This is a genomic window from Hymenobacter terrigena (assembly GCF_054776515.1).
Genome location: NZ_BAAHBU010000001.1, coordinates 1,009,569 through 1,033,725, shown reverse-complemented (window position 1 = coordinate 1,033,725; position 24,157 = coordinate 1,009,569). Strand labels below are relative to the sequence as shown.

Annotated in this window: 22 protein-coding genes; 11 read left to right on the top strand and 11 right to left on the bottom strand. The window is 59.3% G+C overall.

The features are described 5' to 3' along the window. Positions 1 to 94: 94 nt before the first annotated feature. A complete protein-coding gene (locus ACYU7Q_RS04125; RefSeq protein ID WP_460608165.1) occupies positions 95 to 1,645 on the bottom strand; it encodes a L,D-transpeptidase scaffold domain-containing protein in 1,551 nt (516 codons plus the stop codon). Between the two features lie 321 nt (positions 1,646 to 1,966). On the opposite strand from ACYU7Q_RS04125, the gene lepA reads away from it, so the two are divergent. The 5 genes from lepA (at position 1,967) to ACYU7Q_RS04100 (ending at position 8,483) form a co-directional block, all read left to right on the top strand. Next, positions 1,967 to 3,754 (top strand): elongation factor 4, encoded by a 1,788-nt coding sequence (gene lepA, locus ACYU7Q_RS04120; protein WP_460608164.1) that lies wholly within the window; start codon positions 1,967 to 1,969, stop codon positions 3,752 to 3,754. A 55-nt stretch (positions 3,755 to 3,809) separates the two neighbouring features. Then, on the top strand, positions 3,810 to 4,721 hold the full coding sequence (locus ACYU7Q_RS04115) for a bifunctional 5,10-methylenetetrahydrofolate dehydrogenase/5,10-methenyltetrahydrofolate cyclohydrolase (protein WP_460608163.1): 912 nt from the start codon (positions 3,810 to 3,812) through the stop codon (positions 4,719 to 4,721). A gap of 203 nt (positions 4,722 to 4,924) precedes the next feature. After that, on the top strand, positions 4,925 to 5,506 hold the full coding sequence (locus ACYU7Q_RS04110; protein WP_460608734.1) for a 7-carboxy-7-deazaguanine synthase QueE: 582 nt from the start codon (positions 4,925 to 4,927) through the stop codon (positions 5,504 to 5,506). A gap of 8 nt (positions 5,507 to 5,514) precedes the next feature. Continuing rightward, entirely contained in the window at positions 5,515 to 7,491 is a 1,977-nt protein-coding gene (locus tag ACYU7Q_RS04105) for an OmpA family protein (protein ID WP_460608162.1), read from the top strand. A 617-nt stretch (positions 7,492 to 8,108) separates the two neighbouring features. Beyond that, positions 8,109 to 8,483 carry a hypothetical protein gene (locus ACYU7Q_RS04100; RefSeq protein ID WP_460608161.1) on the top strand — a complete coding sequence of 125 codons (375 nt, stop codon included), beginning with the start codon at positions 8,109 to 8,111 and terminating at the stop codon, positions 8,481 to 8,483. Positions 8,484 to 8,566: 83 nt separating this feature from the next. On the opposite strand, the gene ACYU7Q_RS04095 is transcribed toward ACYU7Q_RS04100, so the two are convergent. From ACYU7Q_RS04095 to ACYU7Q_RS04075, 5 genes are all read right to left on the bottom strand, one after another. After that, a complete protein-coding gene (locus ACYU7Q_RS04095; protein WP_460608160.1) occupies positions 8,567 to 9,856 on the bottom strand; it encodes a type II citrate synthase in 1,290 nt (429 codons plus the stop codon). A 205-nt stretch (positions 9,857 to 10,061) separates the two neighbouring features. Then, on the bottom strand, positions 10,062 to 11,486 hold the full coding sequence (mnmE, locus tag ACYU7Q_RS04090; protein ID WP_460608159.1) for a tRNA modification GTPase: 1,425 nt from the start codon (positions 11,484 to 11,486) through the stop codon (positions 10,062 to 10,064). A 57-nt stretch (positions 11,487 to 11,543) separates the two neighbouring features. Beyond that, complete coding sequence (locus tag ACYU7Q_RS04085) at positions 11,544 to 12,206, bottom strand: metal-dependent transcriptional regulator (RefSeq protein WP_460608732.1); 663 nt, start codon at positions 12,204 to 12,206, stop codon at positions 11,544 to 11,546. A gap of 131 nt (positions 12,207 to 12,337) precedes the next feature. Next, positions 12,338 to 13,348, bottom strand: a complete 1,011-nt coding sequence (locus ACYU7Q_RS04080) for a 3-oxoacyl-ACP synthase III family protein (RefSeq protein WP_460608158.1) — start codon at positions 13,346 to 13,348, stop codon at positions 12,338 to 12,340. Between the two features lie 113 nt (positions 13,349 to 13,461). Beyond that, positions 13,462 to 14,610 (bottom strand): glycosyltransferase family protein, encoded by a 1,149-nt coding sequence (locus ACYU7Q_RS04075; protein WP_460608157.1) that lies wholly within the window; start codon positions 14,608 to 14,610, stop codon positions 13,462 to 13,464. Positions 14,611 to 14,718: 108 nt separating this feature from the next. Between ACYU7Q_RS04075 and ACYU7Q_RS04070 the strand changes: the two genes are divergently transcribed. Beyond that, positions 14,719 to 15,543: a 2,3,4,5-tetrahydropyridine-2,6-dicarboxylate N-succinyltransferase gene (locus tag ACYU7Q_RS04070; RefSeq protein WP_460608156.1), complete on the top strand. Its 825-nt coding sequence runs from the start codon at positions 14,719 to 14,721 to the stop codon at positions 15,541 to 15,543. Between the two features lie 109 nt (positions 15,544 to 15,652). Here the strand turns inward: ACYU7Q_RS04070 and msrA are convergent, their stop codons facing one another. Next, a complete protein-coding gene (msrA, locus tag ACYU7Q_RS04065) occupies positions 15,653 to 16,189 on the bottom strand; it encodes a peptide-methionine (S)-S-oxide reductase MsrA (RefSeq protein ID WP_305031167.1) in 537 nt (178 codons plus the stop codon). A 325-nt stretch (positions 16,190 to 16,514) separates the two neighbouring features. Then, positions 16,515 to 17,402, bottom strand: coding sequence for a 3-hydroxybutyryl-CoA dehydrogenase (locus tag ACYU7Q_RS04060; RefSeq protein WP_460608155.1), 888 nt, complete (start codon positions 17,400 to 17,402; stop codon positions 16,515 to 16,517). Between the two features lie 217 nt (positions 17,403 to 17,619). On the opposite strand from ACYU7Q_RS04060, the gene ACYU7Q_RS04055 reads away from it, so the two are divergent. Then, a complete protein-coding gene (locus ACYU7Q_RS04055) occupies positions 17,620 to 17,778 on the top strand; it encodes a lmo0937 family membrane protein (protein WP_198068261.1) in 159 nt (52 codons plus the stop codon). Positions 17,779 to 17,862: 84 nt separating this feature from the next. Here ACYU7Q_RS04055 and ACYU7Q_RS04050 read toward each other — a convergent pair whose 3' ends face one another. Further along, positions 17,863 to 18,693 (bottom strand): hypothetical protein, encoded by an 831-nt coding sequence (locus ACYU7Q_RS04050; RefSeq protein WP_460608154.1) that lies wholly within the window; start codon positions 18,691 to 18,693, stop codon positions 17,863 to 17,865. A 100-nt stretch (positions 18,694 to 18,793) separates the two neighbouring features. Then, a complete protein-coding gene (locus ACYU7Q_RS04045) occupies positions 18,794 to 20,425 on the bottom strand; it encodes an ABC-F family ATP-binding cassette domain-containing protein (protein ID WP_460608153.1) in 1,632 nt (543 codons plus the stop codon). A 284-nt stretch (positions 20,426 to 20,709) separates the two neighbouring features. On the opposite strand from ACYU7Q_RS04045, the gene ACYU7Q_RS04040 reads away from it, so the two are divergent. Both ACYU7Q_RS04040 and ACYU7Q_RS04035 read left to right on the top strand, forming a co-directional pair. Continuing rightward, a complete protein-coding gene (locus ACYU7Q_RS04040; RefSeq protein WP_460608152.1) occupies positions 20,710 to 21,180 on the top strand; it encodes a hypothetical protein in 471 nt (156 codons plus the stop codon). 332 nt (positions 21,181 to 21,512) lie between these two features. After that, positions 21,513 to 21,773 carry a hypothetical protein gene (locus ACYU7Q_RS04035; RefSeq protein ID WP_460608151.1) on the top strand — a complete coding sequence of 87 codons (261 nt, stop codon included), beginning with the start codon at positions 21,513 to 21,515 and terminating at the stop codon, positions 21,771 to 21,773. 51 nt (positions 21,774 to 21,824) lie between these two features. Here the strand turns inward: ACYU7Q_RS04035 and ACYU7Q_RS04030 are convergent, their stop codons facing one another. Further along, positions 21,825 to 22,238 carry a hypothetical protein gene (locus ACYU7Q_RS04030; RefSeq protein WP_460608150.1) on the bottom strand — a complete coding sequence of 138 codons (414 nt, stop codon included), beginning with the start codon at positions 22,236 to 22,238 and terminating at the stop codon, positions 21,825 to 21,827. A 127-nt stretch (positions 22,239 to 22,365) separates the two neighbouring features. Between ACYU7Q_RS04030 and ACYU7Q_RS04025 the strand changes: the two genes are divergently transcribed. Continuing rightward, the gene (locus tag ACYU7Q_RS04025) at positions 22,366 to 23,160 is read left to right on the top strand and encodes a murein L,D-transpeptidase catalytic domain family protein (RefSeq protein WP_460608149.1); all 795 of its coding nucleotides are present in this window, start codon (positions 22,366 to 22,368) and stop codon (positions 23,158 to 23,160) included. Between the two features lie 118 nt (positions 23,161 to 23,278). Beyond that, positions 23,279 to 24,091 (top strand): M48 family metalloprotease, encoded by an 813-nt coding sequence (locus ACYU7Q_RS04020; protein ID WP_460608148.1) that lies wholly within the window; start codon positions 23,279 to 23,281, stop codon positions 24,089 to 24,091. Positions 24,092 to 24,157: the final 66 nt, after the last annotated feature.

The window sequence follows — 24,157 nt, the reverse complement described above, 5'->3', positions numbered from 1 at the left end:
TCGCTAACGCGCAATTCAACCCTTCATTAGGGCTGGAAAGCGACAGTAAAATAATTGGCCGAAAAAACCCGCAGCAGCCACCGCCCGCTGCCTTTTATTTCCGTTTCCCGGCGAAGGCGGTATCACCAGCTCCATTGGCCACCGGACTCTGGCGTTGGCTCGGGCTGGGCTGGGCGCTGCGTTGGGCCGCGGCCTGCGTATTGAGCAGCTGCCGGCGCAGGGTGGCATCCTGCCCATACACATCGGGGTAGAAGCGCAGCCGGCCTGCCACCACCGCGCAGGTGGCGTAGCGCACGTGCAGCGGCAACGGGCGCTTCAGGAAGATAGTGCGCGGCTGCGGGTTGGCTTCGCACTGGGCCTCGGTGGGCAGGGCGGCATTGGTGCTGTCGGGGCCCAGCAGGTAGGCTGCCAGGTGCACAGGGCGCTCCAGGTGCACGCTGCCTTCTTCCAGCGCCCGGTAAGTGTGCGTAAACCGTTTCGGCTCGGGGGCATCGCTCAGGTACAGGCCGTAAGGATTGGGAAACCGGAAGATGATGTTACCCAGTAGGTTGCCGCAGCCCGGGCTCTGGCGAATGGTGTACGGAAAGTTCTGGGCCGTCACGGTCTGCCAGTTCACGGTGGCCGGGTTCACGGGCTGGCCCTGGGCATCGAACAAGCGGTAGTTATTGTTGGCCAGGAAATCCTGCTCCGGCGAATACCGGGCGTTGGCCTTCAGGTAAGGCAGAATATGGCGCACCGCTACGCCACGGGGCACGTTCCATTCGGGCGCAATCGTGAAGGACGTAATCCGGCTATTCAAGGTGGGCGTGGGCTGGCCCGGCCGCCCAATGATAATTCGCTGGCTGAGCCGCACCCGGCCGCGGCGCACCACCTCCAGCCGATACGCCGGCAGGTTTACCAGCACGTATTCGCTTTCGGGGATGGCCGTCCAGCGCCACCGCTCCAGCGTGAGGGCCATTTGACGGGCGCGGCGGTTACGACTCAGGGCGTTGCGCCCGGCGGGCTGCCGCCGCCAGCGCGCCAGCGCCTGCTGCAGCTCTTGGTACTCACGCTGCGGCGGCTGGCAGCGCAGCAAGGCCTTGGCAAAGCCCGGCGCGGCCTGCGCCCGGGCCACCCAGGCCGCCGGGTCAAACGGGCCCCCGGCTTTTTCCAGGGGCGAAGGCACGAATGCGTGCAACTGGCCCCGCCGCAAATGGCGCGCAAACTGCACCAGGCCGTCGGTCAGCAGCACGTCGAAACGGGCCATGCGGGCCACTTGGCTGCCCGCTCCGGCCGGCCGGGCCAGCGAGTCGGCCAGCGCCTTTAGTTGGGGCACATGGTACAGCGCCGGCGTCAGGCCGTAGTCACCGGCCTGGGTCAGCAACGCCAGTGCCGCCCGGCCTTTGGCTCCGGCACCGGCTCCTTCGCACCAGGCGGCGGAGTAGCTTCGCTTCGTATAAAATGCTTGCACCGTTGGCCCATCGGCCATTAGTAGCGGCGGTGTCCGGCCAGCCAATAAAACCTTAATGCGGCTGGCCAGCGAGTCGGTGGGGTAGTTATTTGGGTTCGCCGGAATGCCGGACGCGGCTGGCCGGTCGGTACTGGTCAGGCCGAAAAGAATGGCCGTCAGCGAAGCCGCCAGCAGCATGGACTTTAACGGACGCATATTCCGGACTTAGGGTGAGGGTAACCACCGGCAAAAGTGGCGGCCTCATTTTCGCAGTCCTGTGATAAAGGTCATGGCAACTGATGAGATTTCTCAGCTTACTGCATGAGTAGGGTCGCACAAAATTCCTGTTTCAAACCAAACACCGCCCCGAAATTCACCCTTAGCCCCGCCAAATCGCGCAGACTAGATATTCTGGTCGTAATTTGCAGGCTCAAGTTGGTAAAACGGGCACCAGGGTAGCGAAATGCCGGGCACCAGCTGGTTCATCTCCCCTCAAATTTCAACCGCCCCGCCAGCAGCTCAGAAGAAGAAATATCTGTGAAGAACATCCGCAACTTTTGCATCATTGCCCACATCGACCACGGCAAAAGCACCCTGGCCGACCGCCTGCTGGAGTTTACCAGCACCGTGGCCAAGCGCGACATGCAGGCCCAGCTGCTCGACAACATGGACCTGGAGCGCGAGCGCGGCATCACCATCAAGAGCCACGCCATCCAGATGCAGTACCCCTACAAAGGGGAAACCTACACGCTGAACCTGATTGACACGCCCGGCCACGTCGACTTTAGCTACGAAGTAAGCCGCAGCATCGCCGCCTGCGAAGGCGCGCTGTTGATTGTGGATGCGTCCCAGGGCATCGAAGCCCAGACCATTTCCAACCTGTACCTAGCCATCGGGGCCGACCTGGAAATCATCCCCGTGCTCAACAAAATCGACCTTCCGCACGCCATGCCGGAGGAAGTGACCGATGAAATCGTGGACCTGATTGGTTGTAAACCGGAGGACATCATCCACGCATCGGGCAAGGCCGGCATCGGCATCGAGGAAATCCTCAACGCCATCTGCGAGCGGGTGCCCGCGCCTTCCGGCGACCCCGAAGCGCCGCTGCAAGCGCTGATTTTCGACTCGGTATTCAATTCCTACCGCGGCATCGAAGTCCTGTTCCGCATCAAGAATGGGGTGATGAAGAAGGGCGACAAGCTCCGCTTCATGGCCACCGGCAAGGAATACGGCGCCGACGAAATTGGCATTCTGGGCCTGAACCAGGAGCCGCGCCAAATAATGGAAGCCGGCAACGTGGGCTACCTCATCTCGGGCATCAAAGAGGCCCGCGAAGTGAAAGTGGGCGACACCATTACCCACGTTAACCGCCCCACGCCGGAAGCCATTCAGGGCTTCGCCGACGTGAAGCCGATGGTATTCGCCGGCATTTACCCCGTCGACACCACCGAGTACGAAGAGCTGCGTTCCAGCATGGAAAAGCTCCAGCTCAACGATGCCTCGCTGGTGTGGGAGCCCGAAACGTCGGTGGCCCTGGGCTTCGGTTTCCGCTGCGGCTTCCTGGGCATGCTGCACATGGAAATCGTGCAGGAGCGCCTCGAGCGCGAGTTCAACATGACGGTCATCACCACGGTGCCGAGCGTGCAGTTCCACGCCACCGGCACTAAAGACCAGCTGCTGACCATCAACGCGCCGAGCGAAATGCCCGAGCCGAACCTGATTAAGCACATCGAAGAGCCCTACATCAAAGCCCAGATTATCACGGCTTCGGAGTACGTGGGCGCCATCATCACGCTGTGCATGGACAAGCGCGGCATCATCAAAGGCCAGAGCTACCTGACTTCCGAGCGGGTGGAAATGAGCTTCGAGCTGCCGTTGTCCGAAATCGTATTCGACTTCTTCGACAAGCTCAAGTCCATCAGCCGCGGCTATGCTTCGCTTGATTATGAGCTCATTGGCTTCCGCGAGTCCGACATGGTGAAGCTCGACGTGATGCTGAACGGTGAAAAAGTCGATGCCCTCTCGGCCATCGTGCACCGCTCCAAGAGCTACGAGTGGGGCAAGCGCCTCTGCGAGAAACTGCGTGAGTTGCTGCCCCGCCAGATGTTCGACATCGCCATTCAGGCCTCTATCGGCCAGAAAATCATTGCCCGCGAAACCGTTAAGGCCCTGCGCAAAAACGTAATTGCCAAGTGCTACGGCGGCGATATCAGCCGCAAGCGCAAACTGCTCGAAAAGCAGAAGGAAGGCAAGAAACGGATGCGTTCCGTGGGCTCCGTCGAAATCCCGCAAGAAGCCTTTCTGGCAGTGCTTAAAATTGATTAATTTGAAAAAGACGGCTTTCGGGCCGTCTTTTTTTATGCGCCATTCTAACCGCCCTATGAACCCAACCACCACCTCCAATCTCATCGACGGCAAGCAGACCGCCGAGGACATCAAAGCCGAAATCGCCATCGAAGTAGCGGCCCGCAAAGCCGCCGGCCAGAAGGTGCCGCACCTCGCCGCCATCCTCGTAGGCCACGACGGTGGCTCCGAAACGTACGTGCGCAACAAGGTGCTGGCCTGCGAGCGGGTTGGTTTCGCCTCCACGCTGCTGCGCTACGAGGACGACATCACCGAAGCCGACTTGCTGGCCAAAGTCGACGAGCTGAACCGCGACCCGGAGATTGACGGCTTCATCGTGCAACTGCCCTTGCCCAAGCACATCGACCCCGAGAAGGTCATTGAGGCCATCCGGCCTGAAAAGGATGTGGACGGCTTTCACCCCATGAACATTGGCCGGATGGTGGCCGGTTTGCCGGCTCTGCTGCCCGCCACCCCGTCGGGAATCGTGGAGTTGCTGAGCCGTCAGGGCATCAAAACCAGCGGCAAACACGCGGTAGTAATTGGTCGTTCTAACATTGTTGGTACGCCAGTTAGCATACTGTTGGCCAAGAACTTGGATACGGCCAATTGCACGGTTACTTTATGCCATTCGCGCACCGAAAACCTGGCCGAAATCTGCCGCACGGCCGACATTGTGGTGGCTGCCATCGGCCGCCCCGAGTTCGTGACTGCCGACATGGTGCGCCCCGGCGCGGTGGTCATTGACGTGGGCACAACCCGCGTGCCCGACGCCAGCAAGAAGAGTGGCTACACCCTGAAAGGCGACGTGAATTTTGCCGAGGTGGCACCCTTGGCTTCGGCTATCACCCCAGTACCTGGGGGCGTGGGCCCCATGACCATCGCCATGCTATTGCTGAACACCCTACGGGCGGCGAAGGGCGAAATCTACCCGCATTCAGCGGGCTGATTTTTAGGAATATTTGGTTATCCTGGGCTCAGACCGTACTTTTAAAGTCCGGCCTTGGGAACGGTGTGTCCTCTGGTTGGTGTTCAGGTTGCTTCGCTTCCTGAGGCTTTTTTGTGATGATACCAGTGACGTTACTTACCCCCGAAATAATTGCATCTTCCAGTGATGTGACGGCTGCCCCCGCCGGTACCTTTTTGCCCGTAATGGAGCAGTTCTATACCATTCAGGGCGAAGGGTATAACACCGGCCGGGCGGCCTATTTCATTCGGTTGGGCGGCTGCGACGTGGGCTGCGTGTGGTGCGACGTGAAAGAGTCGTGGGATGCCGACGCGCACCCCCGCCAGTCCGTAGCCCAATTGGTAGAAGCCGTGCTGGCTTATCCCGGCCGCGACGTGGTTATCACCGGCGGCGAGCCGCTGATGCACAATCTGGGCCCGCTCACAGCGGCATTGCAGGCGGCCGGTTGCCGCACCTGGCTCGAAACCTCGGGTGCGCACCCGCTCTCCGGCACCTGGGATTGGGTGTGCCTCTCGCCCAAGAAATTCAAGGCCCCGCTGCCCGAAGTGCTGGCCGCGGCCCACGAACTGAAGGTGGTGGTATTTAATAGGCACGATTTTGACTGGGCCGAAGAGCACGCGGCATTGGTTCCGGCCACTACGCGCTTATACTTGCAGCCCGAGTGGAGCCGTGCCGCGCGCATGATACCCGAGCTGGTCGACTACGTGAAGCAGCACCCGCGCTGGCAGGTGTCGCTTCAAACCCACAAATACCTTGACATTCCCTAGCTTACCGTATGCGTCGCATTTCAGTGTTGGGGGCCCTGCGCCTCGGAACAATGTGTCTGCTGGGGCTGGTCTCTGCCGAAACGGCTTGGGCCCAGCTACCGCCCAAAGTGCAGACGCCCACCAACACCAAGGCCCGCAGCCTGCTCGAGAAAGCGCAGCAGCAAACCAAGGAACGGGATTTTATCAAGGCCGTTGAGACGCTCAACCAGCTCAACCAGAAGTTTCCCTCCTTCGGCGAAGCCTTTCTGCTGAAGGGCTCGCTGCTCAAAGCCATGGGCGACAACCGCGGCGCGCTAGCTGCCTACCGCGACGGCTTGGCGAAGGTCCCCGTCGAAGCCGTTCACGCCTCCGAATACCAGCTGCTGGGCGACCTCGCTCTGAGCTACGGCGAATACCAGACCGCCCTCGATGCCTACCGGCAGCTGATGAAGGTGGCCCCAAAAACCCAGAAAAACCTGGCCAAATCGCAGCGGCAGCTCCTTACCTGTGAGTTTGCCCTCGATGCCATCAAGCACCCCGTGGGCGAAGCGCCGGTGCCGCTGCCCGCACCGCTGAACAGCTTCAAGTTCCAATACTTTCCCACCCTCACCGCTGACAATCGGTTTCTGCTCTTCACGGGCCGGCCAGCGGCCAGCAGCGGCGAAGACTTATACATAAGCCGCCAGAACAAAGACGGCTCCATGGGCGAACCGGTGCCGATTTCGCCGGCCATCAATTCCAGCTACAACGAAGGTGCGGGCTCGATTTCGGGTGACGGCAAAACGCTGGTTTTTGCGTCCTGCGACCGGCCCAAGGCCATTGGCAACTGCGACTTGTACATCTCGCGCCGCACCGGCAACAACTGGAGCCCGCCCGTAAACCTGGGCCTCAACGTCAACTCCACGGAGTGGGATTCGCAGCCCTCGCTCTCGGCCGACGGCCGCACCCTGTACTTCACCTCGACCCGGCGCGGTGGTCAGGGCCAGGAAGACATCTACGTAACCACTTTGCAGCCGGACGGCAACTGGAGCCCCGCCCAAAACGTGGGCAAGCCCGTGAACACGGCTGGCAAGGACATGGCTCCGTTCATCCACGCCAGCGGCACCACGCTTTACTACGTCACCGATGGCTTGGTGGGCATGGGCGGGCTTGATGTGTTCCGGTGCGAAAGGCAAGGAGCCGGTAACTGGAGCGAGCCTCGCAACTTAGGCTACCCCCTCAATACCTTCGAAAACGAAGCTTCTCTATTTATCTCTTCGGACAACCAGAAGGGTTTCTGCTCGCGTAGTCGGGCATCAGAGGAACCGCCCGGAGGCTACCGTTTATCCAGAGAGCGGCCGGTTGAATTGTTCGGGTTCGCCGTGCCGCCGCCCGTGAAGGCGCGCGAAACCAGCACCTACACCCAAGGCCGCGTATTCGATGCCAATACCAAAAAGCCGCTCAAGGCCGAGGTAAAGCTTTATGACCTTGATACTGATGTGCTCACTCAGTTTGTCACTTCCGACCCTGAGTACGGCGACTACACGGTGGTGCTCAACGAAGGCCACCACTACGCCATGTACGCGGCCGCTGACAAATACCTGCTCAAAAGCCTCAGTTTCGACTATTCCAGCCAGCACAACTTCAACCCTACAACGCTGGATATTTACCTAGAGCCCGTGCGCTCAGGCCGCAGCGTGGTGCTGAATAACCTGTTTTTCGACACTAATAAGTACGACCTCAAACCACAGTCACGCACTGAGCTTAACCGCCTGATTGAGTTCCTGCGGCAGTACCGCGACGTACAGATTGAAGTGTCCGGCTACACCGACAACGTAGGGGCGCCCGATGCCAATTTGCAGCTCTCGCAACGCCGCGCCCAATCGGTGGTTGAATACCTGTCGGGCCACGGCATTTCCACCACCCGGCTACGCTCCAAAGGCTACGGCGAAGGCCACCCTTTGGCAGCTAATGATACCGAAGGGCACCGTCAGCTCAACCGCCGTATAGAGCTGCACATTCTTTAGGCAGCTGTTTGGGTTAGCTCAAAATAAGATAGAGACGCATCCGTGCGTCTCGTCGTTAGCTCCGCTGGCCCTCAGTTAAACGGGAACCGACCTGACGTACCCTTACGACCAGACGCCAGGATGCGTCTCCACATCGAGCTGCTTACTGATACCGCTTCCGAAGTGAGACTACTTCGTTCAGGTAGTGTTTAGCACATGAAAGTGGCCATAAACACATTGACGGGCTCGTCAACAGCCGCCCTAATACAGCGAAATCAATGGCTTCGGGATTATTAGGCAGCATTTCAGGTACCTAAACCAGCAATTGAGGAAACGGCTCTGAAAGGGCTTTTTACTTAAAGCAAGGCTTTAGGTGAGCCAAAATATAATTGGATTCGGCAGGAAAAATATATGGTTCGCCCACTGGCGGACTTTTTTTTTGCCTCAGCATCTGATTTTTTTAAAGAAATCAAAATGTTAATAATCAGATAGTTATTCAACTACGTAAAAACCTTGAAATTAAAAAAGTGCCAGAAAAAATATTTTTCGTTCAAATTAATTATTTGTCTATGTTTGATGAGCCCAATTGCACTCCAGCAGGGCACTTGACTTATCTCATCACCATAACCCCACATCCCATGAAAAATTTGTTCCTGGCTACTTGCTTTGCTGCGGGTGTTACTGTTGCCCCGGTGGCCGTGGCCGGCCCCGGCGACGGCGCTTACTCGCACGCCATGATGGCGCGGGCCACCACGCTCACCCGGGCGCTGGCGCAACACGTGCATTTCAACGAGGCGCAGTACCTCGCCGTGAAGCAGCTGCACCTGAATATGCTCACCGAGCGGCGCGACCTGGAAATCATCCTCAACGGTGCCAGCGCCGAAGAGCGTGATACCCAGCTCGCCCAGGCGCAGCAGCGCTACGAAACCGAGCTGGCCAGCATCCTGCAACCCCAGCAGCTGATTGCGTATCAGAACCTCCGCACCAACTTTACCGCGCACCGCCTGAAATAGGGGAGGGCAATCTCCCCGGCCGGACACGAAAAAGCCCGCTCCATAGAGCGGGCTTTTTGTTTTTACGCCGATTGAGACTGAAACTAGCGGGCGTTGATTTCCGTGTAATCGCGCTCCAGCTCGCCGGTGTAAATCTGGCGGGGACGGCCGATGGGCTCTTTGTTCTCGCGCATCTCTTTCCACTGGGCAATCCAGCCGGGAAGGCGGCCCAGGGCGAACATTACCGTGAACATCTCGGTGGGGATGCCCAGTGCTTTGTAGATGATGCCCGAGTAGAAGTCCACGTTCGGGTACAGCTTGCGCTCGATGAAGTACTGGTCGGTGAGGGCGGCCTGCTCCAGCTCCTGTGCGATTTTCAGCAACGGGCTGTCCTGCATGCCGAGGGCTTGCAGCACCTCGTCGGCAGCTACTTTGATGATTTTGGCGCGCGGGTCAAAGTTCTTGTACACGCGGTGGCCGAAGCCCATGAGGCGGAACGGGTCGTTCTTGTCCTTGGCCTTGTTGATGAACTTGCTGGTATCGCCGCCGTCAGCTTCGATAGCCTCCAGCATTTCGATAACTTCCTGGTTGGCACCGCCGTGCAGCGGGCCCCACAGGGCGTTGATGCCGGCAGATACCGAGCCGTAGAGGCTGGCGTTGGCCGAACCTACGAGGCGTACCGTGCTGGTGGAGCAGTTCTGCTCGTGGTCGGCGTGCAGGATGAGGAGCTTGTTGAGGGCGCTAACCACTACCGGATTCATTTCATACTTCTCGGTGGGGAAGCTGAACATCATGTAGAGGAAGTTCGCGCAATAGTCCATGTCGTTGCGCGGGTAGTTCAACGGATGGCCCATGTTGTTCTTATAGGTCCAGGCCGCGATGGTCGGCATCTTCGCCAGCAGGCGAATGATGTTCAGTTCCATCTCCTCGGGGCTGAGGTCGGGCGACACGCTCTGCGGATAGAAGCCGGTGAGGGCGCAGATGAGCGACGACAGGATGGCCATGGGGTGCGTAGCCGACGGGAAGCCGTCGAAAATCTTCCGCATGTCCTCATGCACCAGCGTGTGCTTGGTGATTTGGCCGCTGAAGTTGTCGAGCTCAGCCTGAGTAGGCAACGCGCCGTAAATCAACAGGTAGGCTACTTCCAGGAAGCTCGACTTTTCGGCCAGCTGCTCAATGGGATAGCCGCGGTAGCGCAGGATGCCTTCCTCACCGTCGAGGAACGTGATGGCGCTTTTGGTGGCGCCGGTGTTTTTATAACCCGAGTCGAGGGTGACGTAGCCGGTCTGGTCGCGCAGCTTACCGATGTCAAACGCCTTTTCGTGTTCGGTGCCTTCGATTACGGGCAAGGTGATGGACTTGCCGTCGAGGATGAGTTCAGCTGTTTCTGCCATGGGCGGGAGGGGTGTGAGGGAAATAGAGTGCGAAACTAAGCCATACGGGTTAAGCCGGGAAATTTTCCCGGCTCCGCGCACGCATTCACTACAATTGAACGGGCCGGGAGGTTTCGTAAATATGCCCTAAAAAGTGCGCAGAAGCCATTTGGCAACGTTTGCGTCGATTTACCCCGGAAGTTGAGAATGCAGTTTTAAGGAAGGGTTATTTGCCGATGCAGAACTGGGTGAAAATGCTCGTGAGCAAATCTTCGGAGGAAATTTCGCCGGTGATTTCGCCTAGCGCCGCCAAAGCATGGCGCAGGTCGGCGGCCAGTAGCTCGGTGCCGCGGCCGGTATCGAGGCCGGTTTGCACGGCGGCTAGGTGAGCGGCGGCGGTTTCGAGGGCGCGGGCGTGGCGCACGTTGGTTACGATGGTAGCAGAGGCGTTGTTTTCGAGCGCTGAGCCGCGCACCTGCTTTACCAAGGTAGCTTGCAGGGTTTCGATGCCTTGGTTTTGCCCGGCGGCCAGCAGTACCAACGGTATGTCGGCATTGTGACCGGGCTGGCTCAGGCTAAAATCAGTTTCAAAAGCTTCCAAATCTTTAGCAGAAGTTAAGTCGGTCTTATTGCCCACGGCCAGCACTGGCAAATTCAGCCCAGTGGTCAGCGCCTGGATTTCGGCGCGTACTTCCGCTGGCGTCAATTCAGCCAAATCAAACAGATAGAGCAACAACGAAGCCTTGCGCACGCGCTCCCGGGTTCGGGCCACGCCAATGGCTTCCACCTCATCGGCGGTATCGTCGCGCAGCCCGGCCGTGTCCACGAAGCGGAAGCGCAGGCCGTCGATGCTCACTTCGTCTTCGATGAAGTCGCGGGTAGTGCCGGGAATGGCCGATACAATGGCGCGCTCCTCGCGCAGCAATGCGTTGAGCAGCGTGGACTTACCGGCATTGGGGCGACCGGCAATGACGGTGGTAATGCCGTTTTTGATGACGTTGCCCAGCTCGAAGGAGCGGAGCAGGCCCAGCACCACGCCGCGCACTTCGGCCAGCAGCGCGGCCAGGCCGGTGCGGTCGGCAAACTCCACGTCTTCTTCGCCGAAATCCAGTTCCAGTTCCAGCAGGGCAGCAAACTTGATGAGGCGGGCCCGCAACTCGCGCAACTCTTGGGAGAAGCCGCCGCGCAACTGGTTCAGGGCCACGCGGTGGCTTAAAGCGGAGTCGGCGGCGATGAGGTCAGCCACTGCTTCGGCCTGGGCCAGGTCCATTGCACCGCTCAGGAAGGCGCGCTTGGTGAACTCGCCGGCCTCGGCCAGGCGCGCGCCGTGGCGCAGGAGCAGGGCCAGCACCTGGCGCACCACGTAGTCGGAGCCGTGACAGCTGATTTCAACCACTTCTTCGCGGGTGAACGACTTCGGGGCGCGGAAGAGGCCGACCACTACTTCATCGAGGATTTCGCCGCCGTTGGGGTCGCGCAGGGTGCCGTAGTGCAGGGTATTGCCGGCCGCTTCGGCGAAGCTCTTTTTGGAGAATACGGACGCGGTGATGGCCACAGCAGCGGGACCGGAAAGCCGGATAACGGCCAGCGCGCCCGCGCCCGGCGGCGTCGATAAGGCGACAATGGTATCGGAGAAAATTGTCTGAACCACGGATTTTTCGGATTAATCGGATGCCCCGATTTGGTGGACGGTTGTCCCAAAACTGGCTTACTCGGTTACAAACAAGTTGCGGCTTACTTCGGCTGAGATGAGAGCGGTGCGCTCACGGTTTATTCTGAGCTCGAAGGAATTATCAAATGCTACCTTATCCAGCACTTCAATCATGGCTCCGAGCTGCAGGCCCACTTTGTCGAGGTATTGCAGGAAGGGCGCCGAGGTATTTTTGACGGCTGCCAGCGTGCCGAATTCGCCGGTGCATAGGTCGGCCAGCAGGCGGTGGGCGGGACGGCGGATGGCGCCATCCTCGGCGGGAATGGGGTCGCCGTGCGGGTCGAGGGCGGGGTGGCCCAGGAAGGCATCGAGCCGGCGCATGAGCAACGGCGACTGTACGTGTTCCAGCTCTTCGGCTACTTCGTGCACCTCGTCCCAGTTGAAGCCGAGCTGCTGCACCAGGAAAACCTCCCACAGCCGGTGCTTGCGGATGGTGAGCAGCGCCAGCCGCTGGCCTTCGGCAGTGAGCTGCACGCCGCGGTATTTCTCGTAGTTCAGCAGGCCCTTTTCGGCCAGGCGGCGCAGCATGTCCGTCACGGACGCCGCGCGGGTATCCAGCGCGGCCGCGATGCGGTTGGTGCTTACGCCGGCGGTATCCGGCTCCGCCTCGGCGAGCTTGAAAATGGCTTTGAGGTAATTCTCCTCGGTGTGGCTGGGCAGTTTGGCGGGGGGAATGCTGGAGGGAAATTCGCTCATGCTAGCGGGGGCGGAACAGGAAGGCCAGTGCAAAGCTGCATGTAAAAATGCACGCTTCGCACCGGCCCAATCTGCTCAGCCTAAAAATTAGCTACTTAAAATTTCAACAGCGCCGAGGCCCAGGTGAAGCCCGAGCCGAAGGCAGCCAGGCACACAAGGTCGCCGCGCTTGATTTTGCCTTCCTGCACGGCCTCGCTGAAGGCTAGTGGGACGGAGGCGGCGGTGGTGTTGCCGTAGCGCTGGATGTTGCTGAACACTTTGTCATCGCCGAGGCCCATTTTCTGCTGCACATATTGGGTGATGCGCAGGTTGGCCTGGTGCGGGATGAGCATGTCGATGTCCGAGGCCTGCAGCCCGTTCTGGTCGAGCGCCTCTTTGATGACCTGCGGGAAGCGCACCACGGCGTGCTTGAACACGTTCTGGCCGTTCATGTAGGGATAAAGCTCAGCCTGGTTATTCACGATGTACTCCACGCGGTTGTTGCGGTTTGAGCTGGGTTCTTTCACGATGAGCTCCTCGGCGTGCTCGCCCTGCGCGTGCAGGTGCGTGCTGAGAATGGCGTGCTCATCGGAAGTGCTGGGGCGGAGCACCATGGCACCCGCGCCATCGCCGAAGATGACGGCCACGCCGCGGCCTTCGGGCGTTTTATCGAGGCCGGAGGAGTGGATTTCGGAGCCCACCACGAGCACCGTGTCGTACATGCCGGTGCGGATGAACTGGTCGGCCACCGAGAGGGCGTAGATGAAGCCCGAGCACTGGTTGCGCACGTCGAGGGCGGGGCAGTTATTGGTCATGCCCAGTTCGCGCTGCATGAGCACGCCCGACCCGGGAAAGAAGTAGTCGGGCGAGAGCGTGGCGAAGACAATCATTTGCACGTCGTTGGCTTCCACGCCGGCCATTTCAAGGGCTTTGCGGGCGGCATTGGCCCCCATGTTGGCGGTGGTGTCGGTGCCTTCCTCGAACCAGCGGCGCTCCTGGATGCCGGTGCGCTCCTGAATCCAGGCATCGGAGGTGTTCATCATCGGCTCCAGCTCGGCGTTTTTAACCACGCGGCTCGGAACGTAGTGGCCGACCCCGGCGATGAATGAGTGACGTAAAGTTGCCATGGATGGTGGGAGGAAAAAAGTGGGCTAGGGGAGTGAGAGCCGCCGCGAGGGCAGGATTAAAATCAGTGTTGTAGCTACGGGCTACTGGCAAATTGGGGCGCAAAGGTGGCAGGTTAAATCACAGTATCCAGCAAATGCCACAATTTTTTGCCTTCGCCGGCCCACAGCACATCGGTCGGGACGCCGTTGGGATAGAACCGGTGGCTTTGCAGCCGGGCGGCCAAAGCGGGTGCATCAACCGGTTGTCCAAAGTCGACGGGCAGGCCTGCGCCGTGAGCGTCCAGCAGTTCCTGCCACAGCGGATTAGGCGAGGCCAGCACCGGCAGGCCGTGCGCCAGGTACTCAAACAGCTTGGTGGGCCGGCAGCGTTCCGTACTGGGATGCGGCCGGTAGGCCAGCAGGCCCAGGTGGCTTTGGCCGATTTCGGCCACAATGCGGGCGTGTGGCACCGGCTCGGCACCGCCGATGAGCGAGAGCCAATCGGGATTCTGAGTGGTCTGTTCCTGCAGTTGCCGCAGCAGCTCGGGCTGCTGGCAGAAGCCGATGATGGTGAGCCGCGCCCCGCCGGGCCACGCGGCGCGCAGTTGCCCGGCCAGGGCAATGGCCTCCCATACGCCATTCAATTCCGAGATAGTGCCGGAATAAAGCAGGCGCAGCGGCTCCGTAGGGGGGGGCAGTTTTATCGGTTGCTGGCGTAGTATTTCGCTCGGCTGGGGCTGGCACTTGTTTTCGAGCACCACTATGCGGCTTGACGGCAACTCCTTCAGAAACGGCAGCTCGGCGGCGTAGCTGACTTCGGCCAGAATAACCGCCGCCGCCCGCCGCGCCGCCCGCGCCTCCACCCAGCGCAGCCCGGCCGCCAGCCCGCGCCGCACAAGCCCCTGGTACACGCGCTGCGTCGAAACATTGAGCGCGTAGTTTTCACGGATGTCGTAAATGAGTTTTCGGCCCCGGCCCAGCGCCTGCCACAGCAGCGTGAGCGGCAGCAGCTCCGGCGCGTGCACAATAACCAGCTGCGGCCGCAACTCGCGCAGCAAGCGCCAGTAGCGCCATTGCGCGCCCAGCCGCGCCCAGCTTATCCGGGAGCCATTGAAAATAGCGTGTTGGAAAATGCCGGGCACGGCCGCAGCAACTGCCTGCCGCGCCACGCTCCGGCCCGCTATGTGCACCTGCACCTGCGGGCGGCACGCGAGGGTTTCGGCAAACTTGCCCCGCATGCGGGTATCGTCCACCGGTTTCAGTACCGAGGCCAGCAAAACCACAAATCGAGAAGAACCGGAGCCAAGCACGACCCAAAGATGGTAGTTTTGCTGCTTCTAAGCCGCTTCCACTGCAGGCGGCTTTCCTATTCATCCTCTTCGCCTCCTCAAATGGCTGACCTGCAAAACCAAATTGAAGCCGCCTGGGCCGACCGCGCCCTGCTCCAGACCCCCGAAACCAAAGCCGCCATCGAGCACGTCATCGAAGAGCTCGACAAAGGCCGCCTGCGCGTGGCCACTCCGCCCACCGAAGACGGCGGCGAGTGGACCATCAACGAATGGGTAAAAAAGGCCGTGATTCTCTACTTCCCCATCCGCCAGATGACCACTCAGGAAGTAGGCCCCTTCGAGTACCACGACAAAATGCTGCTCAAAACCGACTACGCCGGCCAGCAGGTGCGCGTGGTGCCGCCCGCCGTGGCTCGTTACGGCGCATTCCTGGCCCCCGGCGTCATCCTCATGCCTAGCTACACCAACATCGGCGCCTACGTGGGCGAGGGCACGATGGTGGACACCTGGGCCACCGTGGGCAGCTGCGCCCAGGTGGGCAAAGGCGTGCACCTGAGCGGAGGCGTGGGCCTTGGCGGCGTGCTGGAGCCCGTGCAGGCGGCCCCCGTCATCATCGAGGATGGTGCCTTCATCGGCTCGCGCAGCATCCTCGTGGAAGGCTGCCGCATCGGCAAGGAAGCAGTGATTGGCGCGGGCGTCACCATCACCGGCAGCACCAAAATCATCGACGTGACGGGCCCCGAGCCCAAGGAATACCGCGGTTATGTGCCGCCGCGCTCGGTGGTCATTCCCGGCTCCATTCCGAAGCAGTTCCCGGCCGGTGAATACCAGGTGCCGTGTGCCCTCATCATCGGCCAGCGCAAGCCCAGCACCGACTTGAAAACGAGTCTGAATGATGCGCTGCGCGACTTTGGGGTGAGCGTGTAATGTAGGTGCGGGGCCCTACCGGGTACGACCCCGCCCCTACAAAAAAGGCCGCTTCGTAAGAAGCGGCCTTTTTTATTCCTCATATTCCTCGCTATGCTCGGAATGACAGTTACACTCCGGCCTTCAATTTCTCGCCAAATAGCGCCTTCACCTTGTCCACTTTGGGGCGGGCCACAAACTGGCAGTAGGGCTCATGGCCATGCAGGTTGAAGTAGTTCTGGTGGTAGTCCTCGGCGGGGTAGAAGGTGGGGGCGGGCAAAATCTCCGTCACCACGGGGTTGGGGAAGGCGTGGTTGTCGTTGAGCTTCTTTTTATACTCCTCGGCCAGCTGCTTCTGCTCCTCGTTGTGGTAGTAGATGCCCGAGCGGTACTGAGTGCCCACGTCGTTGCCCTGGCGGTTGAGAGTAGTCGGGTCATGGGTTTTCCAGAAGATTTCGAGCAGCTCCTTGTAGCTGATAACGGCCGGGTCGAAAGTGATGTCGATAACCTCGTTGTGGCCCGTGAGGCCGCTGCACACTTCTTTATAAGTCGGGTTGGCAATGCGGCCCCCGGCGTAGCCGGAAACGACCTTCTCCACGCCCTTCAGGTTCTGAAATACGGCCTCGACGCACCAGAAGCAGCCGGCGCCAAATGTTGCTTTTTGCATGGGTAGGAAATAGATTCGTTGTGTTTGATAACAACGCGGTAGACGCGGTGCAGGTTTATTCCTTACAGCGCCTCGCCTCCCAAATGTCCCTGTACTCCACAAACGGGGTTTTCCACGACAAAAGATATGTGCGGAACTCCACAAATGGGTTTTAGCACGCAAAAAGGCATTTGTGGAATTCCACACATGGCTTCCGACGCACCAGCGGACGTTTGTGGCGCTCCACAAATGGGTTTCAGCGCGTAGGAAGGCATTTGTGGAGTTCCAAATGCCTTCCTACGTGCCAAAACGGGGCTGTGTAGTGGCATAGCTGGGAAAGGCCACCCTACTTCCGGAACCGTTCAGCCACCACCAGCTCCTTCGAGCCGGCGGTGTGCTGGTAGAAGCCCTCGCCCGACTTCACGCCCAGGCGGCCGGCCATCACCATGTTCACCAGCAGCGCGCAGGGAGCGTATTTGGGGTTGCCCAGGCCCTCGTGCAGCACCCGCAGAATGGCCAAGCACACATCCAGACCAATAAAATCGGCCAATTGGAGTGGGCCCATCGGGTGAGCCATGCCCAGCTTCATTACCGTGTCAATCTCCTCCACGCCGGCCACGCCCTCAAACAGCGTGATGATGGCCTCGTTTATCATCGGCATCAGAATGCGGTTGGCCACGAAGCCGGGGTAGTCGTTCACCTCCGTCGGCGTTTTGCCCAGTTGGCGCGACAGGTCCATCACCTGCTGCGTCACCGCATCGGACGTGGCGTAGCCCCGAATCACCTCCACCAGCTTCATCACCGGCACAGGATTCATAAAGTGCATGCCAATCACCTGCTGGGGCCGCTTGGTCACGGCCGCGATTTTGGTGATGGAAATCGACGACGTGTTCGAGGCCAGAATGGCATCGGCCGGTGCGTACTGGTCCAGGTCGCGAAAGATTTGCAGCTTGAGGTCTACGCTTTCGGTGGCCGCTTCCACCACCAGGCCCACACCGGCCACGCCGTCGGCAATGGAGGTAAAGGTTTTCAGGCGGCCCAGGGTGGCCGTTTTATCGTCTTCGCTCAGGGTAGCTTTGGCCACCTGGCGGTCCAGGTTTTTGGTGATGGTGCCCAGGGCACGGTCCAGCGAGGACTGATTAATGTCAATCAGCGAAACCAAAAAACCGTGCTGCGCAAATACGTGGGCAATGCCATTGCCCATGGTGCCGGAGCCAATAACGGCGACGTTCATAAGTAGCGGGAAAAGAGTGGGTGGGATGAGAACAGCGGCCTATCAGGCAGCCGGCACAAAGCTACGGTAGCATTGGTAAGCGGCGTTTTTGTTTGCGGGGAATGAAATATTTTTTCATTTGGGATATCTTTTTAATAAAGGGGCCCGTACAAAGCCACAGAGACACTTCTCTAACATTTTTTCACCTCCCCTTCATTCTTCTTAACACCTCCAAGTCATGGGCAACCTCCTGTATATCATCGCCGTCATTCTGGTCATCATTTGGGCCGTTAGCTTCTTCGGCGGCTACTTCACCGGCGGCATTATTCACGTCCTGCTGGTAATTGCCATCATCGCCATCCTGCTGCGCGTCATCAGTGGCCGAAGCGCTGTCTAGCGCACTCCGCAAGGGTTAATTTAAAAACACAAAAAAGCCGCGCTGGTACATCCAGCGCGGCTTTTTTGTGTTCATTCAACTCCGCTATTTGCCGATATTGAATAAAAAGCTAAAACGAATAACCAACCCTGGATATAACGAGAAAACAGAATTGTCGAAATTATACAGCGCCACGATATCGGCGGCGGCGTTCTGGCCCAAGTAGGAACGGTAACCAATGCCAGCCAGCGGAGTGGTCACCGTACGGTTAATTTTTGCCAGATAACCATTGCCGTCATAGCCCGCCAATTGTGCGTTGGTTACCTCGTATTCGCCGTGGATAAAGAATTCTTTGTACACGATGTACTGAGCAAAAACTTTAAATCCCAGGCTGCTGCTCGAAAGGCTATTGGCACCAGAGGCCGTCAGGGTGCCACTCGGAGTCGGGTAAGGGACGCCGTAGGTGCGATAAAAGTTGTCGGGCGAAAGCGAGTAGTTGTTGTAGGCGTATGAGATGCCCGGGCCCACGGCAAGCTTATCCGTAAGCCGGTAGCCAAGCGCGGGCGCCAGGCTGACGTTGAAATTGCTGATGCCATCCACCGACGTAAAGCCCAGGCCCAGGTTGGTGTACAGAAATTTCTTCGTCGGCGGCTTGTCTTCCGCTCCGCCGGCCTTGGTGTTTTTCCGGTTCGGGAAGCTCAGGCCCGATGGCGCGTCGGGCGTCGATTGCACCGGGGCATTATAGGTCGGCTCGGGAGTGGGCGCAGGCTCCGGGGTAGTGGCGGGCACCGGCGTGGGTTCCACCGGCCGGGGCTGAGCCGGCTGCGGCGCGGGCGGGGCCGTGTTCAGCACGGGCTTGTCTTGGGCCTGCGCCCGGAAAGTGGGCAGCCCAGCCGCCGCAACCAACAGCAGTACCGGAAGCAAATGACGTTTCATGCGAAGAGTGTAGAAGGAAAATAAGTGGGGTAACTGTCCGTGACCGGGTAACGAAAGCGGCCGGAAAATTATTCATTTTCCGGCCGCTTTCGTCGATTGCTTAAGCCATTTGGTACATTTTCTGGCGCTGGGCCTTCAGCGTTTCATCGGCCAGGTATTCCTCGTAGTTCATGCGCCGGTCGATGATGCCATCGGGCGTGAGCTCGATGATGCGGTTGGCCACGGTTTCGATGAACTGCAAGTCGTGCGAAGCAAAGATGAGCGAGCCGGTGAATTCCTTCAGCCCGTTGTTCAGGGCCTGAATGCTTTCCAGGTCCAGGTGGTTCGTCGGGTCGTCCAGCACCAGCACGTTGCCGCTTTCCAGCATCATCTTTGAGAGCATGCAGCGCACCTTCTCGCCGCCGCTCAGCACGTTGGGCTTCTTCTGCGATTCCTCGCCCGAAAACAGCATCCGGCCCAGCCAGCCGCGCACGAAGCTCTCGTCCTTCTCCACCGAGTACTGGCGCAGCCAGTCCACCAGGTTCATGTTATCGGCCTGGAAGAAGGAGCTGTTTTCCTTCGGGAAATAGCTGGGCGTGATGGTGGTGCCCCACTTGTACTCGCCTTTGTCGGCCTTAGCCTCGCCAAAAATAATATCGAACAGGAGGGAAGCCGCCCGGTCGTCGCGGCCCACGATGGCCACCTTATCGCCCTTATCGAGCGTGAAGGTCACGTTCTTGAGCACCGGCTGACCATCCACTGATTTGGCTACGCCTTCCACCGTCAGCAGCTGGTTGCCAGCTTCGCGCTCGGGCTTGAAGGCGATGTAGGGGTAGCGGCGCGACGAGGGCTTGATTTCCTCCAGCGTCAACTTTTGCAGCAGCTTCTGGCGGCTGGTGGCCTGCTTCGATTTCGAGGCGTTGGCCGAGAAGCGACGCACAAACTCTTCGAGCTCCTTGCGCTTGTCCTCGGTTTTCTTGTTCACGTCCTGGCGCTGGCGCAGGGCCAGCTGGCTGCTCTCGTACCAGAACGAGTAGTTGCCGGGGTACATCGTGATTTTCGAGAAGTCCAAATCGGCCATGTAGTTACACACGGCATCAAGGAAGTGGCGGTCGTGGCTCACCACAATCACCGTGTTCTCAAAGTTGTCGAGGAAGTTCTCCAGCCACAACACGCTCTCCGCGTCCAGGTTATTGGTCGGTTCGTCGAGCAGCAGCACGTCGGGGTTGCCAAACAGGGCCTGTGCCAGCAGCACGCGCACCTTCTCGCTGGCGCCGAGGTCGGCCATGAGCGAGTAGTGCTTGTCTTCGGTAATGCCGAGGCCGGAGAGCAGCTCGGCGGCTTTGTACTCGGCGTCCCAGCCTTCCATATCGGCAAAGTCGCTTTCGAGCACGCCCAGGCGCTCGCCGTCGGCATCGGTGGCCGTGCCGGCGTCGTACTTGGCGTAGAGGGCGTCTTTCTCCGTCATCACCTCGGCCAGGCGCTGGTGGCCCTGAATCACGGTTTGCAGCACGGGCTGGTCGTCGTAGGCAAACTGGTTTTGCTTGAGCACGGCTAGGCGCTGGCCGGCGGGCATTTCAACCGAGCCGGTGTTGGGCTCGATTTCTCCCGAGAGAATTTTTAGGAAAGTGGATTTGCCGGCCCCGTTGGCCCCAATCAGGCCGTACACGTTGCCCGGCAGAAACTTAACGGTAACGTCTTCAAACAGCACGCGCTTCCCGTAGCGCAGGCTCACATTGGTGGTCGAAATCATTCAGTCAGAAAATAGTAGCTCACAAAATCCGCGCATTTGGCGCGCAGCAGCCCGGCAAAATTACGCAACAGGACCCCCGCTGGAATCGTTGCGAAAAAAGTTGTTGACAAGCCTCCCGAAAATAACTATCTAGCAGGGCAATTAGTGCCCGGGGCCACCCACAGCGTCGCCTCCCGCACCCAGACCTTTGGATACAACCCTCCAACACTGGGGCAAGTATAAAAGCATCGCAGTAGCTGCCGGCGGGCCGGCCTATCCTTTTTATTTTTTTACTACTTACGGGCATGGCAGACAATCAGTTGACTTCCGAAAGCAATGGCTTCCGCATGGGCGCGTTCACGGCCGCCGTGCTGATAGCCTACACCGGCATTGCGGCAGCGGCCGGGTTCCTGGGTAAAATCGAGGCCGGCACGCTTGATATCTTCATTCTGGCGGCGGGCGTGGTGCTGGCCATTCGCCGCCTCCGGCTGGCCAAAGGACGGCACATGTCCTATTTTCAAGGGTTTAGCACCGGCATCATTGCGGCCCTGGTGGCCTCGTTGCTGCTGGGCGCTTTCTTCTGGCTGTTGGGTGGCGTTAGCCAAGCTGCCGTGCGGCAAATTCAGGCCCGGGACTTGTTCGGAGCCGACCTCGGCGTGCTCATTGGCGGCCTAGGCATCATTCTGCTGGGTACCATGACCGGCGTGGTAACGTCGCTTATTGCTATGCAATACTTTAAAGTGCCTGAACATCAGCCAATAGTTGGCATCGAATAACCGGGTTTCAAGGAGCTTTTAAACGTAAAAAGGCCCTTCCGAGGGCCCTTTTCTTTGAGCCAGGAAGTATTGTATTTTTGTTGTTTTATAAGAAAAATTAGACAAAACAGAAACTAAATAATAACTTGCAGCTGTTTGAGAAAAACCAGCTCCCGATAGCTGACAAAAAGATGTTTTTTATGTCCAAGTATTCTCTCATAATCGTTTTTGCATTGGCCTGCTTTTCAGCCCGTGCACAGATGTCGGACCGGCTCTCCGAACACCCAAGTGCAAAAATCACCGTAGTCCGGAAGTCCGCCGCCGAACAAGCCGCTATAGCTGAAACCCGAGAGATGACCAATCGGCTGCATCTCAACGAAGGCCAGTTTCTGAAGCTGTTGCCACTGAATCGTACCAAGCTGGCCGGCTTGCACAGCATCGACCAGCAATACAAAACCGACGAGGCCACCCGGGCCGCCAAAGCCGCCGAGTTGGAAGCGCAGTTTGAACAGGAATGCAGCCGCATCCTGACGCCTTCGCAGCTCAGCCAGCTTCAGCAGCAAAACGGCCAGCCCAACAACACACCGGCCAATACCGGCAACGGACTCGGCTAATAATCATTTCATCGAAACGAAAAGGCCCGCCATTCATTTGGCGGGCCTTTTTTATTTTGATGTGAGCGGGTCGGTCAGCACTTCCGTGACGGTGCCCAGCGGGCCGAAGCGCAGGCTGATGCAGGGCGCTCCCGAACGGGCGTGGCCCGCGTTGCACTGCGAGCCGGGCTCGAGGTAGTAATAGTAGACTTTTTCGGTGCCGGCCCGCAATTCCTCTTCATCGGGCGGGCCGAGTAGGGCGTTCACATCGTCGGCCCGGGCTTCGTAGAGCTGCTCTTTGGCGCGGGTGAGGGCCGGCACGGCCGCGCGCCGCTGGTTTTTGCAGGCGTAGGGGTCGGCGCGCCAGGCGGCGGCATCAAAACCGGGCACCTGGGGCAGGGCGTGCCCGCAGCCAAACAAGAGGGCGCTGCCCAGGGCCGCGCTGGCCAGCTGCTTGAAAAAGGAGGAAAAAAAAGCGGCTGACATCAGAAAAAAGCGAAATAAACGTTTGTGGAGGGTCGCAACTTAGCGAAACTAAGCACTATTTTTGGCTCACCAGCGTATAGGGGCTTGCATTAAAATTATTCAAATCTCATATAGTTTTAATTATTTGATGACCAGAAAGTTTTTTTCCACTATTGCGGTATTGAGCCTGTTGGCTGCTGCCAAGCCGGTGGCGGCCCAAAGCCAAAAGGCGGCCGTAGGGGCCCTGCCGGTGCCTGCCCGGCGGGCTTATTACCAGGTTGCCTTTATGCAGCAAGCCGTGGCAATGTACGCTAAAATGCACCTGGGAGCCTCCGGACTGTCGCTGCCGGTGTTTCAGGAGGGCTTGGTGGGCTATTACAATCTGCGCTCGACGGGGCACTACGCGGCCGCCCCGCCGGTGCTCACCCTAATTGACTTTAGCCAACCCAGCCAGCAAAAGCGACTGTGGGTTATCAACGTAGAAAAATGCAAAGTCCTGTTTCATACGCTGGTGGCCCACGGCAAAGCCAGCGGGGAAGACCGGCCGCTGGCATTTTCGAATAAGGACGGCTCGGAGATGAGTAGCCTGGGGTTTTATCGCACGGCTCCAACAACTTACGTAGGCAAGCACGGGCTGTCGCTGAAAATTGCGGGCATGGACCCGGGCTTCAATTCCAACGCTGAAAGCCGGGCAGTGGTGGTGCACGGCGCCGAGTACGTGTGCGAGGATTTCGTGAAAGCCCACGGCCGCCTGGGGCGCAGCCAGGGCTGCCCCGCGTTGCCAGTCGCTGAAACGGAAGCCATTGTGAAAACCATTCGGGGGGGGAGCGTGATATACCTGCACGGGCCGGCGGGCGCGGGGTACCGCTCGCAGTGGCTGAACGTGGACACGGCGGCCTCGGCGTTTGCCAGCCAGCGCGGCGGTGCCGGGCGAATGCAGTAAAAGCAGACGCTGGAAATAACCAGAACGAAAAGGGTGCGTTTAAAGCGCATCGGGCGCAGCCCGTAGCAGTGAGCTATGGCTGCGCCCGCTTCTTTTTCACCCTTTTTCGTTCCCTGTCATGCGCTTAAATCTCCGCTTCATCATTGCCATCATCGTGGCGGCGGTGTCCCTGTTCGGTTACTTTTTTCATACTTCCACCAATGAAGTGACGGGCGAAACCCAGCACGTCAACATGAGTGCCGACCAGGAAATTGCTCTTGGGGTGCAGGCCGCTCCCGAAATGGAAGCCCAATACGGCGGCGAAAGCCCCGACGCCCGCGCCACGGCCGCCGTGCAGGCGGTGGGTCAGAAAATCATCAGCAGCACGAAAGCTGGCCAGACGCCCTACCGCTTTCAGTTTCACTTGCTGGCCGATGACCAGACTATCAATGCATTCGCGCTGCCCGGCGGGCAGGTATTCATTACGCAAGGTTTGCTGAAAAACCTGACGTCGGAAGGGCAGCTGGCGGGCGTGCTGGCGCACGAAGTTGGCCACGTAGTTGCCCGGCACTCGGCCGAGCAGGTAGCCAAATCAAACCTGACCCAGGGCCTGGCCGGCGCGGCCAGCATAGCTTCGTACGACCCCAACAGCCCCGGCAGCTCGGTAGCGAAGGCGGCCATTGCGGCGGCCATTGCCAAGGTGGTGTCGCTGCGCTTTAGCCGCAACGACGAGCTGGAGGCCGATAAGCTGGCCGTGGATTTCACGCCCAAAGCTGGCTACGACCCGCGCTCGATGATAAAAGTGATGGAAATGCTGCAAAGCCAGCAGGGGCGTAGCTCGACTCCCGAATTTATGAGCACCCACCCCGACCCCGGCAACCGCATTGGCGAACTGCAAAAGGAAATCGCGGCCGAGTATCCGCAAGGCGTGCCGGCCGGGCTGAAGCCATAAGGACCACGGATTCGCTCGGATTTTTCGGATTGCCCGGATTTTGTGGACGAATTTAAACTGCAAAAA